10 protein-coding genes are annotated in these 13,283 nt (G+C 73.7%); 3 read left to right on the top strand and 7 right to left on the bottom strand.

Features of this window, described 5'->3' with window-relative positions:
- Window positions 1-94 precede the first annotated feature (94 nt).
- Window positions 95-4,057, bottom strand: a complete 3,963-nt coding sequence (gene eccCa / locus J5X75_RS09425) for a type VII secretion protein EccCa (RefSeq protein WP_208466945.1) — start codon at window positions 4,055-4,057, stop codon at window positions 95-97.
- A 161-nt stretch (window positions 4,058-4,218) separates the two neighbouring features.
- Between eccCa and eccD the strand changes: the two genes are divergently transcribed.
- Window positions 4,219-5,628, top strand: a complete 1,410-nt coding sequence (gene eccD / locus J5X75_RS09430) for a type VII secretion integral membrane protein EccD (protein ID WP_208466946.1) — start codon at window positions 4,219-4,221, stop codon at window positions 5,626-5,628.
- A 7-nt stretch (window positions 5,629-5,635) separates the two neighbouring features.
- A complete protein-coding gene (gene eccB, locus J5X75_RS09435; protein ID WP_208466947.1) occupies window positions 5,636-7,003 on the top strand; it encodes a type VII secretion protein EccB in 1,368 nt (455 codons plus the stop codon).
- Here the strand turns inward: eccB and J5X75_RS09440 are convergent, their stop codons facing one another.
- Window positions 7,004-8,248 (bottom strand): S8 family serine peptidase, encoded by a 1,245-nt coding sequence (locus J5X75_RS09440; RefSeq protein WP_208466948.1) that lies wholly within the window; start codon window positions 8,246-8,248, stop codon window positions 7,004-7,006.
- 20 nt (window positions 8,249-8,268) lie between these two features.
- Window positions 8,269-8,796, bottom strand: coding sequence for a hypothetical protein (locus tag J5X75_RS09445; protein ID WP_208466949.1), 528 nt, complete (start codon window positions 8,794-8,796; stop codon window positions 8,269-8,271).
- 19 nt (window positions 8,797-8,815) lie between these two features.
- Here J5X75_RS09445 and J5X75_RS09450 point away from each other — a divergent pair, with 19 nt between their 5' ends.
- Complete coding sequence (locus tag J5X75_RS09450; protein WP_208466950.1) at window positions 8,816-9,679, top strand: hypothetical protein; 864 nt, start codon at window positions 8,816-8,818, stop codon at window positions 9,677-9,679.
- On the opposite strand, the gene J5X75_RS09455 is transcribed toward J5X75_RS09450, so the two are convergent.
- From J5X75_RS09455 to J5X75_RS09470, 4 genes are all read right to left on the bottom strand, one after another.
- Window positions 9,621-10,499: an SseB family protein gene (locus tag J5X75_RS09455; protein WP_208466951.1), complete on the bottom strand. Its 879-nt coding sequence runs from the start codon at window positions 10,497-10,499 to the stop codon at window positions 9,621-9,623. The genes J5X75_RS09450 and J5X75_RS09455 overlap by 59 nt on opposite strands.
- Window positions 10,496-11,473: an SMI1/KNR4 family protein gene (locus tag J5X75_RS09460; protein WP_307798003.1), complete on the bottom strand. Its 978-nt coding sequence runs from the start codon at window positions 11,471-11,473 to the stop codon at window positions 10,496-10,498. Before J5X75_RS09460 ends, J5X75_RS09455 begins: the two co-directional genes overlap by 4 nt.
- Before the next feature lie 69 nt (window positions 11,474-11,542).
- A complete protein-coding gene (locus J5X75_RS09465) occupies window positions 11,543-12,427 on the bottom strand; it encodes a hypothetical protein (RefSeq protein WP_208466952.1) in 885 nt (294 codons plus the stop codon).
- A 61-nt stretch (window positions 12,428-12,488) separates the two neighbouring features.
- Entirely contained in the window at window positions 12,489-13,253 is a 765-nt protein-coding gene (locus tag J5X75_RS09470; RefSeq protein ID WP_208466953.1) for a hypothetical protein, read from the bottom strand.
- Window positions 13,254-13,283 lie beyond the last annotated feature (30 nt).

A 13,283-nucleotide genomic window follows, 5' to 3' on the forward strand; every position in this document is an offset into this window, starting at 1 on the left:
CGCCCGCGCTCCGTGGCCCGCGCGCCCCGGGGGGGGGCCCCGGGGGGGGGGGGCCCCGGGGGGGCCCCCCCCCCCCCCGGGGCCCGCCCGCACGTCAGCGGGCGGGCGGCGTCCACGCCAGCTGAACCAGCCGGGACCCCTGTTTACGGGTGACCATCCAGGCTCGGCCGGGCGGCAGGATCTGCGGCTTGATCGTGCCGAACAGCGGACCCTCCTCGCGCGGCCCGGACATCATGAGGCCCGGCGTGGCGAGCTCGCGGAGCCGGCCGATCACCGGGTCGAACATGGCCCGGGCGGCGCCGCCGATGCGCCGCGTGACGATCAGGTGCAGCCCGATGTCGCGGGCCTGCGGCAGGAACTCCAGCAGCGGCAGCAGCGGGTTGGTGGCCGCCCCGGCGACCAGGTCGTAGTCGTCGACCAGCACGTACAGCTGTGGACCCTTCCACCAGCTGCGGTCGTTGAGCATCTCCGGGGTGACGTCCGGTCCGGGCAGCCGCTCGCGCATCGCCACCGCCACCTGGTTGATCAGGTCGGCGGTGACCTGGTGCGAGGTGCCGTAGCCGATGGTGTGGCCGGCGTCCACACAGCCGAGCAGGCTACGGCGCAGGTCGACCAGCAGCAGCCGGGCCTGCGACGGGTCGTTGGCGGCCGCGATGGACCGGGCCAGACTGCGCAGGAAGGAGCTCTTGCCGCTCTCCACGTCGCCGAAGAGCAGCGCGTGCGGTTCGGCGTCGAAGTCCAGGTGGACCGGCTGCAGGTCGGACTCGGCGATGCCGATCGGCACCAGGGCGCCGGCGGCCGGCGGCAGCGCCTCGAACGGCAGCTGGGGCGGCAGCAGGCGCACCGGCGGGGCGGGCGGGCCGGACCAGTGCTCGGTGGCCGTCTTCACGTACTCGCTGACGGCGTCGGACAGGTCCTCGACGCGCTGCTCCCGGTCCACCCGCGGCAGCGCGGCGAGGAAGTGGTAGCCGTCCGGGGTGAGACCGCGGCCGGGCGCCTGCTCCGGCACGTTGACCGCCTCCCGCCGGTTGATCACCGAGTCCGCGGGCTCGCCGAGGCGCAGCTCGACGCGGGTGCCGAAGACGTCGCGGATCTGCGGCCGGATGTCCATCCACCGGTTCGCGGCGGCGATCACGTGGATGCCGAAGCCGAGGCCCCGGTTGGCGAGTTCGTTGACCGTCGGCTCCAGGTCCTCGAACTCGGCGCGCATCGTCGCCCAGCCGTCCACCACCAGGAACACGTCGCCGAACGGGTCGTCGGCGAACCGGCCCTGCGTCCTGGCCCGGCGGTAGGCGGCCACACCCTCGACGTTGTGCGCGGCGAACAGCTCCTCGCGGGCCCGCATCAGACCGTGCACCTCGGCGATGGTGCGGCGGACCCGGTCCACGTCGCGACGGGTGGCCACGCCGCCGACGTGCGGCAGGTCGGCGAGCCCGCTGAGCGGGCCGCCGCCGAAGTCGAGCCCGTAGAACTGCACCTCGCGCGGGGTGTGGGTGAGCGCCAGGCTGACCACCAGGGTGCGCAGCAGGTTGGACTTGCCGGACTGGGCAGCGCCCACCACCACGAGGTTGCCGGCCGCTCCGGCCAGGTCCAGCCACATCGGGTCACGGCGCTGTTCGAACGGCTTGTCGACGATGCCGACCAGCGCGTGCAGCGTGCCGAACCGGTCGGCCGCGTCGGCCACCAGCCCGCGGACCGGGTCGGTGACGAGCGGCGGGAGTAGTTGGCCCAGGCTGGGTGCGGTCTCCAGCGGGGGCAGCCACACCTCGTGCGCCGGGGTGCCCTTGCCCTCCATCTGCCGGACCAGGACCTCCAGCAGGGTGTCGCCGACGACGCGCTCCTCGTCGGCGTCGACGGCGTCCGCGGTGTCGACCTCCGGCTGCTCATCGCGCAGCGGAGCGGCGTAGAAGGTGGAGAAGTCGCGGATCGGGTCGCCCAGCTTGACCCCGGCCGCCGCGGCGGCGTTCTCCTGCCGGACCGCTCCGGAGACGTACGCCGCCTTCAGCCGCACCAGGCCCTCGGTGCCGGTACGCAGATAGCCGTGGCCGGGGGATCGGGGCAGTTCATAGGCGTCAGGCGCGCCGAGCACGGCCCGGCTCTCCATCGACGAGAAGGTGCGCAACCCGATCCGGTACGACAGGTGCGACTCGAGCCCGCGCAGCCGCCCCTCCTCGAGTTTCTGCGAGGCGAGCAGCAGGTGGATGCCGAGTGACCGGCCGACCCGCCCGATCTGGACGAACATGTCGATGAAGTCGGGCCGGTGGGTGAGCAGTTCGGAGAACTCGTCGACGATGAACAGCAGGCTGGGCAGCGGGGCCAGCGGCACCCCGGCCGAGCGGGCTCGCTCGTAGTCGCGCTGGGACGCGTAGTTGCCGGCCTTGCGCAGCAGCTCCTGCCGCCGGGTCAGCTCGCCCTGGATGGCGCCGAGCATCCGGTCGACGAGCGTCAGCTCGCCCTCCAGGTTGGTGATCATCGCACTGGTGTGCGGCAGCCGGTCCAGGGAGGCGAAGGTGGCGCCGCCCTTGAAGTCGACCAGCACGAAGTTGAGGATCTCCGGGCTGTGCGTGAGCGCCAGTGCGAGCACCAGGGTGCGCAGCAGCTCGGACTTGCCGGAGCCGGTGGCGCCGACGAGCAGGCCGTGCGGGCCCATGCCGTCCTGCGCGGACTCCTTCAGGTCCAGCTCGATCGGCCGCCCGTCGAGACCGACCCCGATCGGGACGCGCAGCCGGTCGCGGTTGGGACGGCTGGCCCACAGCTCGTCGAGGTCCACCTGATAGGGGTCGTCCTGCCCGAGCAGCTCGGCCAGCCCGAGATCGTGCAGGACCGCGGCCTGGTCCCGGTGCGACGCCACGGACAGGCGCAGCGGGGCCAGCTCCCGGGCCAGCACCTCGGCCTGATGCGTGCCGAGCGCGTCGGCGCGGCCGACCTGGGTGCTGCCGTCCATGGTGGTGCCGGTGACGGTGCCGTCGGCGGCGATCTCCAGGACCACCGAGCTGTCGTCGAGCAGCCGGGGCGGCGGCATCGACAGGTCGAGGATCGTGACGCCCGCGACGCCGCCCTCGGTCATCAGGTGGTCGGAGCCGGCCGTCGAACCGCCGTCGATCACCACCACCATGTGCGGGCCGTTGAACGGCGGCCCGTTCGGGTCGAACCGGGGCCGGTTGACCAGCACGTCGTCGAGGATGGCCTCGAGCGCGGGCACGCTCGGCGCCACCAGGCGCACCGAGCCGACGGCGTCGGTCTTGCCGGGGTGCTGGGCGTGCGGCAGCCACTTCACCCACTCCCACCGCGACCGCTGGTGGTCCGGCACGCACACGCCGATCCGCAGGTCGTCCGGGGCGTGGAAGGTGGACAGCTGGGCGATCAGCGCACGGGTCAGATCGAGCACCGCGTCGTCGCCGCCGCGCAGGTAGATGTGCGAGAAGTCGCGCAGCGCGACCGCCACCGGCAGATCCGGCACCACCGAGTAGGTGCTGACGAACTTGCGCAGCGCCATCGCGCACAGCGGCTCCAGCTCGTCGACCGGCCGGGTCTGCGGCGGCACCAGACGGGTCGCCACCTCCTGAGCGCCGAGGCCCACCCGGATCACGGTGAAGTCCGCGTCGCCCTGGCGGCGCTCCCAGAGCCGGCCGCCGCCGGTCAGCGTCCAGAGCGTGTCCGGGTCGGGATTGCGGTAGTACATCGCCTCCCGCTGCTGCCGGATGGCGTTGCGGACCTGGGCCCGCAGCTGGGACAGATGGCGCAGGTACTGCCGCCGGGCCTCGATCATCTCGCGCTTGCCGGGACCGGTGGTGTTGGTCACCATCATGGCGATCATGCCGAGGATGGAGACGCCGTACATCGCGCCGGCCACGTAGGCGATCGGGCCGCTACGCTGCGTGCCCATCATCAGGCCCATGGCCGCGGCGCCGGCGCCCATCGGCAGAACCATCAGCATCCGCGTCCAGCCCTTGCCGCCCGCGGGCGGCACCTCGGGCGGCGGGTCCAGCAGCACCTCACCGGAGGGCATCAGGGGCGCCGGACGGCGCGGAGGGCGCTTGACGATGCTGACTGTCACGCTGGCGTTCCTCCTCGGCGGCTGGTCGGCGCCCCATCCTAGTCATCGGCGCCGGAGCCGGCTCAGCCCCATCGTCGCGGGCGAATCCCAGGTCACCTGCTCATCGGCCGCGCCTGCTAGGTTGTGGCGCGAAGATCGGCGTCCACGCTGGAGGTGATCGCATGAACGCACCGGGTAGCCCTAATCTGGCCCGGGTCACGATCGCGGCTCCGGAGCGCCGGATGGACGTCGCGCTGCCGGACAACATGCTCGTCGCCGAGCTGCTGCCGCACCTGCTGCGGCACGCCGAGGGCGGCCTGGGTGAGACCGGTGACCTGGGCGGTGGCTGGGTGCTGCGCCGTGCCACCGGCGCGGCGCTGGAGCCCCATCGCAACCTCACCGCGCAGGGCATCCGTGACGGTGAGCTGCTGCATCTCAAGCCCCTCCGGGAGGACTGGCCGGAGCTGGCCTACGACGACGTCGTCGAGGTGATCGCGAGCGGCTCCCGGCGGGCGGGGCGGGCCTGGGCCGGCGCCGCCACCCGTGCCACCGGGCTGGCGATCACCGCTGTCGCGCTGCTGGTGGGCCTCGCCGGCCTGGCGTTCACCGGGCCGCAGTGGCGCACCCCGGGTGTCATCGCGATCGGCGTCGCCCTCGCCCTGACCGTCGGTGGCGTGCTGCTGTCGCGCGCGTTCCGCGATGCCGGCGCCGGTGCCGTCGTCGCCGCCGCCGGCCTGCCGTACGCGTTCTTCGGCGGCGCCTGGCTGATCATGCCGGGCGACGCGGGTTTCCTCGACACCGGCGCTCCCGGCCTGCTGCTGGGCTCGGCGGCGCTCCTGGTGCTGAGCCTGCTCGGGCACACCGGCGTCGCCGGCCTGCCACGGCTGTTCGTCGCGGGCATCGCCGCCTCGCTCACCGGTCTGCTGGCCGCGCTGCTGAGCATCGCCGGCATCACCGCGGCCGGTGCGGCGGCGGTCGCGCTGACCACCGCCATCGGTCTGCTGCCGGCCTACCCCGTGCTGGCCGGCTGGCTGGGCCGGCTGCCGTTCCCCGAGCTGCCGAGCCGGGCGGAGGAGATCCTGGCGGACAAGCCGACGCCGCGCCGCTCCGACGTGTTCGCCGCGGTGGTGCGCGCCAGCGAGGTGCTGACCGGGCTGCTGCTGTCCACCGCCGTCTGCAGCGTCGTGGCGATCGTCCACCTCACCGCGCAGCGGCCGGACGTCTCCGGTGTCCTGCTGATCGTGGCCGCGGTCGCCGCGCTGCTGCTGCGCGCCCGGCTCCTGCCGGTGCCCCGGCAACGGGTGCCGTTGCTGGTGGCGGGCCTGACCGGGCTCGCGGTGCTGGGGCTCGGCGCGGCGAACCACGCCGATGGCCGGTCGCCGGGGATGCTGCTGCTGGCCGGCGCCGGCGTGGCCGCGGTGATCGCCCTGTCCGCGGCGCTCGTGTTCAGCCGCCGGCAGCCGTCGCCGTACCTGGGACGGGCCGCGGACGTGTTCGACGTCGTCGCGATCATGGCGCTGATCCCGCTGGCGTGTGCGGTCATCGGCATCTTCGGGTCGATCCGGGGGCTCTTCGCCTCGTTCGGCGGGTGATCCCGCAATGGCCTCCCGTCGTGATCAGCTGCACTCGTACCAGTTCATGAACCAGCGGGTGGTCTCCGCGTTCGTCATGCGCGAGACCGACCCCGCCCAGTCGCCGCTGCGCCGCGGCATCGGAGCGCTGTTCGGTGGCCTGATGGTGGCCGTGCTGGTCGGTGCGGTGTACGGCATCATCGGCCTGCTCACCAAGGTGGGCACCGACACCTGGAAGAGCGACGGCTCGGTGGTGGTGGAACGCGAGTCCGGCGCCAGCTTCGTCTACCTGAACGGCCGGCTGAACCCGGCGCTCAACCTGGCCTCGGCCAAGCTCGCCGCCGGCCGGCCGAACCCCACGGTGTTCCGGGTGGCGGCGAAGTCCCTGACGGAGGCGCCCCGGGGTACGACGATCGGCATCCCCGGCGCGCCGGCGTCGTTGCCCGAGCCGGACCGGCGGGCCGGCCTGCCGTGGACCATGTGCGCGCTCGCCGGTGACAAGCCGTGGTCGGTGCTGCTGGCCGGGTCCGGCGCTCCCGCGGCCGGCGAGCTCGGCGACCGCGGGATGCTCGTCAAGGACGCCGCCAAGGGCATGAACTACCTGGTGTGGCACGGCCGCAAATACCAGTTCCAGGACTCGCGTACGACGATCCCGGCGCTGTTCGGAGCGGTCTCGGCGACGCCGGTCGGCACCGCCTGGCTCGACGCCATGCCGTCCGGTGTCGACATCGCCGCCATCGCCGTGCCCGACCGGGGCGCGCCCTCCGGCAAGGTGCCCGGCCGGCGCAACGGCGAGGTGCTGGTCGCCGGCACCGGCAGCGGCGAGCAGTCGTACCTGGTCTTCGACGACGGTCTGGCCCCGATCACCGCGTTGCAGCGGGCCGTGCTCGACGCCCGGTTCCCCGGCGCGCCGGTCGAGACCACGGTCAACGCGGTCGGCCAGGTGCCGGTCAGCAACCGGCTCGACGGCCAGGACCCGGCGACGCAGCCGCCGGCCGCACCGCCCGAACTGGCGTCGGTGAACGACGGCGAGACGATGTGCGCGCAGACACGCGACCCGGCCGAGCCGCCGGTGGTGTCCACGGGGGGCCCGGCGGCCGCCCTGGCCGGGGCCGTGCCGACGACCGCCACCACCGGAACCGGTCGTGCGCTGGCCGACGCGATCCTGGTCCCGGCGGGGCGCTACCAGCTGGTCAAGGTGCCCGGCTCGGGCGGCTACACGCTGATCACCGATCTCGGCGTGCGCTACCCGATCCCCGGCGCCGACGTGCTGGCCCTGCTGGGGTACCCGGCCTCGTCGGCGATCGAGGTGCCCACCGCGCTGGTGAACCGGATCCCGGCCGGGGTGACACTCGACCCGGCCGCCGCGATCCTCCCGGCCGCGCCGGCCGGCTGATCAACTCGGGCGCGAGTCGGCCAGATCGTCGAGCAGCATCACCGGCGGGCCGGGCTCGGCGGGCTCCTCGGGGCGCGGCAGCGGCGCCGCCAGACCCGGCCGCCAGCTGCGGCGGCGCAACGCCGCGGTGGCGAGCAGCACGCCCACGACCAGGATCAGCACCAGACCGGCGCCGAGCAGCGCCAGGTCGCGGCGGCGCCGCTCGGCCGCGGTCTGCGGCGGGGAAGCCGGCTGCACCGCCGGCAGAGCGCGGTGGCTCGGCGCCACGACCTGCGCGGTCAGGGCCGCGTACGGGTTCACCACGCCGGCACCGTACCGCGGGCCGGCCGGTGTGGGGCTGGCCGCGGCGATCAGCGTCCGGTTGATCTCTGAAGTGAGCAGGTTGCCCCGTTTGGCGCGGGTGAGCGCCACCGTTCCGGCGACGAACCCGGCGGCGACCGCGGTGCCGTCCACCTGCACGAGACCGGTTCCGCGTTGCAGGGTGGGCACGGCGACCCCCGGGGCGACCAGGTCGACGAAGTCGCCGCCCGGCGAGTTCTTCCAGACGCCGCCGTCGGGGCCGATCGCGCCCACGCCGAGCACGTCCGGGTAGGCCGCCGGGAACGACGGGACGGCCCGGCCGCCGCTGGCCTCCAGGTCCCCGGCCGCCGCGACCACCACGATCCCGCGGGCCACGGCGGCGGCGACGGCCCGGCTCAGGTTCGCGTCGCCGGTGTGGAGCGGCGTCGCCACGACGATCACGTCGGCGCCGTTGCCGGTGGCCCAGGTGATGCCGCGGGTCAGGGCGGCCGGCTGGGCGACCGCGCCGAACGGGATGTCCGGGACCACGCGTACCGGTTGGATCCGGGTGTCCGGTGCCACGCCGACGACGCCGTTGCCGGTCGAGCCCTGGGCCGCGATCACCCCGGCGACCTGGGTGCCGGTGCCGGTGCAGTCGGTGTCGGCCGGGCCGCGGCCGGAAACCGCGTCGAAGCCCGGCAGGACCCGCCCGCGCAGCTGCGGGTGCGCCGCGTGGACTCCGGTGGACAGCAGCGCGACCGTGGTGCCGCCGCCGCGGGTGAACGGCCGCACCGCGTCGAGCGCGAGCATCGAACGCGGCCACGGCGCTTCGGCCGGGACGTCCTCCGGCTGGGCACAGCGGTCCACCGGGGCGGCGGAGGCCGGTACGGCGGACACGGGCACGACCGGAAGGGCCGCCAGCGCGGCCAGGACCGCGCCGAGGAGTCGGTGGCTCGTCGATAGCACCCGGGAATGATATTCGCCGGTCAGGTTCGGCTGCCGAGCGCGGCCTGCCGGGCTTCGAGATCGGAGCGCTGGAAGCGGTTCGGCGCCCGGTCGCGCAGGGCCCGTCCCGGGACGCTCCAGAACGCGTCGCCGGGCACCGCGGCCGCTCCGGACGGCACGAACTTGAGTGCCTCGCCGAGACAGGCCGCCGCCGTGGCCCGCCACTCCCGTGCCTCCTCGGCGGTGATGTCGGGCAACTCGGCGGCCAGGGCCATCATGTCCGCGATCTCGACCCATTCTCCCGGGTCGAAGAGCACCGACGTCTCCTCGTCCGCGCCGAACGTGACCGTGGCGCCGGCGCGCGGCGGCGTCGGGCGCCGCGGCAGGGCGAAGACGAACCGCCGCTCCCGGCCGCACCCGTCACACCGGCCGTGATAGCTGCGTGCCGGCACACCGTCCTCCTCCACCAGGGACTCGGACCAGGGCACCTCCACCGCCATGCAGTCGGGACAGCCGTGCAGGTCCATGTAGAGATGGGCTTCATCGCGGGTGCGGGCGGCGGGCAACACGCATCGAATGATAGAACCGTTGACCATGTCTCGTGGACGGATCATCCTCAGCGCCGTGGTGCTGCTTCTCGGTGCGGTCGCACTGTTCGTCGTGTCGAACATCGATGCGCCCGGCGGCTCGGCGGATTCGCGGAAGCTGCTGACCGGTGTCGAGGCCCGGCTCCGTGCGGCCGGCAGCGCCCGGGTCGGCTTCACCGCCGAGATCCGTCCACAGGTCTCCGGGCCGAAGGCGACGTTCGCGGGCACCAGCCTGGTCAAGTTCGGCGAGACCGGCGAATGGGACACCACCTTCTCCAGCATCGTCGCCGACGGCCGGCCGCCGGTCGAGGGCCGGGCGGTCCGGGCCGGGCGGCAGACGTACCTCACGTCGCCGAGTCTGACGGCCGACGACGGGCGCGCCTGGTTCGCGGCGACGACACCGGCGTTCTGGGGCAACACGATGGCCAACCCGAACCTCGGTCTCGCCGACCTCACGGTCTGGACCGGCTTCCTCGCCCGCACACCCGGGCAGCTCGCGCTCAACGCCGCGACCGAGGAACTGCCCGACGTCGAGGACGCCGAACACGAGTTCCGGGTGCGGTGCACGCCGACGCAGGATCCGCACTGCCCGCCACCGTTCGGCACCGACCTGGACGCGCTGTTCGATGAGGCCGGCTTCCCGGTCTATCAGGCCTGGATCGACGACGACGGCCTGATCCGCAAGCTCGAGGTGAGCTTCAGCGTGATCAACAGCGGGGCCGGCGCCGCCGACCCGCTGCGCCCGCAGGGCGAGTACCAGGCCCACCTGACCTTCACCCTGGACGATTTCGGCACGCCGGTGACGGTCACCGCCCCGCCGGCCGATCAGGTGACGCAGAGCCGTCTGGTGCGCCGGCGGGAATGAACGTCAGCAGCACCAGCACGTCCTCGGCGGAGACCTCGATGGCGCCGTCACTGCCGGGGTCGACCGCCAGCCCGTGCCCCTCGGGCCACACCGCCAGTGCGAACGGCAGCGCCACCTCGACCGCGGGCACCGAGCCGGGATGGCGGCCTGCCAGAGCCTCCGGGGTGGTGAAGACCTCGATCATCTGATCCGGGCCGGGCAGCCACGGGAAGCCGGGCTCGACGATCTCCTCGGCGGTCACCGGCCGGTCGGCCGGGATCAGCACCACCGCGTCGAGCAGGTGGTCCAGGTAGCCGTACACGTCCCCGGCGCGCGCGGCGGCGGTCAGGGCCGCCGCCGTGTCGTCGACGGGATGGTCACCGGCCGCCTGCAGCGCACGCAGCTCCTGCTCGGCGATCTCGTCCTGCTCGGCCTCCTCGGCCAGTTCCGCCAGCGTCGGAACGGTGACATCGCCCACGGCCGCCCGCTCGACACCCTCCACCGCGAGGTACGCGTCGATCGGCGTACCCGGGTTGATCGCCAACCGCCACTGCGGATCGGGCCACTTGCGGCGCAGCTCGGCATAACTGGTGACGGTGTAGCCGTTGACCGCGTGCCCGAACTGCGCCGCCAGCGCCCGCACCGAGGTGAAGACCGGCAGGAACACCTCGTCGAACGCGTGCACGGTGAGGAACCGCTGCCCGGGCGAGTCGTCCCCGGCGATCTGCGGCAGGTACAGCTCGGCGAGCGCCACCAGCTGGAAGTAGGACTGCCGGTCGTCCTCGCCGGCGGCCAGCAGCATGGCCCGCTCCACCTCGTTGACCGGCTCCCAGGCGGTCACCGCGCGGCCCGCCGGTGCGAGGAGGGCAGAAGAACGCCGAGGCCGTCCGGCGAGACCGATCGCGCGGCGGCCGCGGCGTTCGCCGCGAGAGCTTCCAGATCGGAGGGTACGGGGCGCAGCGCGACCCAGAACGACGCGAAGTCGCCGGCCAGCCGGTGCAGCAGACGGGCACAGACGTCGTCGGCGGTGAAGACGTCACGATCACGGGGATCGTCGTCGTCGAGGTAGCCGACCGCGCCGGCGTCCGGACCGCCGGTCCGCAGCACGAGCAGGCCGCCCTGGACGTGACCGATCGCCAGCCAGTCCGCGGTCAGCCGGTCGCCGAACCAGGCGTTGCGGTAGGCCAGGTCCTGGGTCCGGTCCTCCCGGAAACCGAACAGCGGCTGGTCCAGGACGAACCCGTGACCGGGGAAGACGGCGGGCGCCCCGGGCGCGCCGCCGTTGGTGCGCTCCAGGAAGTCTCGGTACGCGGCCGGTAGGCGTACCCCCAGGGTCTGTTCGGCCTTGACCACCGCGGCGCTGGAGAGACGCTCGGACACCAGGATCCGCGGAGCGGCGCCGGTCCGGGCGGTGAGCCCGCGCCCGGCGGCGCGTGCGGCGGCGACACTGACTCCGCCGAGATGCCGGAACGCGGCGTGCAGTTCGGCCGGCACCAGCGCGAGGAAGCGGCCCTGCGCCGCGTGCGCCCAGGTCCAGCCGGGCGGCGTGCCGACGCTGCCGTCCCACAAGGGGTCGCCGTCCGCCCGTGCGGCCAGTTCGGCGGCCCGCACGTCGACGACGCGAGCCTCGTCGATCGTGAGGTCCGCGACCGGCGGTGGCAGCGCGACGAGGGTGCGCGCATAGGGCGTCCAGTCCGGGAAACCCCATGGATCGACCGGTACGCCGTGGCGGTAGCGCACACGCAGCATCGGTGATGCCGGGTGCGCGGCCCGGAAGGCGTAGCGCGCGCCCGCGATCCGCTCTCTGGTCACCACTTCGGCTCCGTCTCGGCAGCGGTCGATTCGCTCATGGCCAAGGCAATCTACCCGCTCGACGCCGGCCGGTCAGATGTCGGTACGCGCCCCGGTCTCGGGATCGAGACCCATGATCTCCCGGGCGCGCCTGGTGTACTCCCAGTCCGCCTCCGGCGACGCGTCGGCGTCGACGTGGTGCACGTTGTAGTCCGGCTCGTCAGGATGCCGATCCGGGCGGAACGGGGTCGTGGCGGAGTGCTTGCGCTCCCATTCCGCGTGCCAGGCGCCGAGTGCGCGCTGACGCTCCTCCTCGGTGAGCGGCCCCGGCTGACCCGGCACACCGGTCTCCTCGACCCGCTCCGCGCCTCCGGAAGCCGCTGCCATCTCCAGCAGTCGCCGGGCGCGCTCCAGCACATCCGGGTTCACCGGCTCCGGGAAGAAGAACCGCCGTGCCCTGATGTGGTAGTAGAACTGGTCCTCGGGCGGTGCGCCCGTCGCTCGTACGTCGTCCGCGATCGATTCCGGCCACACCCACATCCCGTCGGTGCGGTAGGTGCCGGCCGGTCCCGTCGTCACCAGCGGCGCCCCGGTGAGGTACCCGATCACCTCGGCCCGGGCCTCCGCGTCCAGGTCGTCATAGTTCTGGGCCCGGCCCGGCATCGCCAGCCGCAGCGGAAACGCACCGGCGCGTTGCCGCTCCAGCGCCCGGCACACCTCGCGGTAACGCTTCTGTGCGGTGGCCTGCAACGCACCCGGCAGGAGGGCGCCCACCGGCCTCAGCGTGCCCGGCAGTTCACCGCGCTCGGTGCGTGCCAGCATGTCCGACGGCCGCCACAGACCGTCGAGGCCGAGAAGTTCATCCACCGTCCCCGCGGGCGAACTCACCCGGCGCATCAGCCATGACGGCTTGGAGAGCTTGTCGCCCGGGCGCAACCGACCGAAGTAGGTGGTTTCGGCGTCGTTGGATGCGTCCATAGCCATGGGAATCTACCCGCCTGACCACGCCGCGGGACAGAGCCGCCCGAGGTAGGTCGATTCAGCGTCCACCGGTACCTCCGCCGGCGTGGGAAGGCCGCCGGAACAGGGCCGAGCCGGCGAGGGCCGCCCGGTGGTACGGCGGCAGATCCTCGCCGGTCCAGAACACCTCCACCTGAGCGCCGGAGTCGCCGTGTCGTTGCAGCGCCTGCTGGACGGTACGCATGATGTCCCACGCCGCCGCGCCGGCGGCGACCTCGACCAGAACCACCCGCACGCCCGCTTCGGGCGGGCACCGCCAGGCCCTGGCGATGGACAGCACGTCCTCGTTGCCGCGCAGCACGCTCACCGGTGAGCTGTCCTCGAGGTCGGTGAGCCGGTCGGCCAGGTCGTCCAGGGCGGCCAGCGCGGGCGGCAGGTCCCACAGGTCGTCACCAGGGCGGCCGCTGAGGTCGAGCCGCGGCGGAATCCGGGCCGCGTCGGTCGCCAGCACGTCGGCCGGCACCGGGAAGAACCGGTGCGAGGGCGCCGGGATCTCCTCCGAGATCCGCACCTGCTCGATGCGCATCGGCTCCCGCTCGCCGAAGAACGTCCCCACCGTCTCCCGCAGCAGCGCCACCTGACCGGTGGTCAGCGGCACACCGAGATCGGCCACCGCCCCGGAGACGGTGTCCGGGATCTGCGCCAGGTCCCCTGCCGCGAGCATCGCCCGCACGTGGTTCAGCCACTCGTCCGGCACCCGGCCGGCCAGGTGCAGCAGCAGCCGGTGCAGGCCGCTGAAGAACCGCCAGCCTTGCTCACCCAGCTCAGGCCGCGCGTCAGCCATGTCAACGCCCCTCGTTCACGCCGGTGGCCC

This window comes from Actinoplanes flavus, assembly GCF_017592555.1.
Classification (GTDB): domain Bacteria; phylum Actinomycetota; class Actinomycetes; order Mycobacteriales; family Micromonosporaceae; genus Actinoplanes; species Actinoplanes flavus.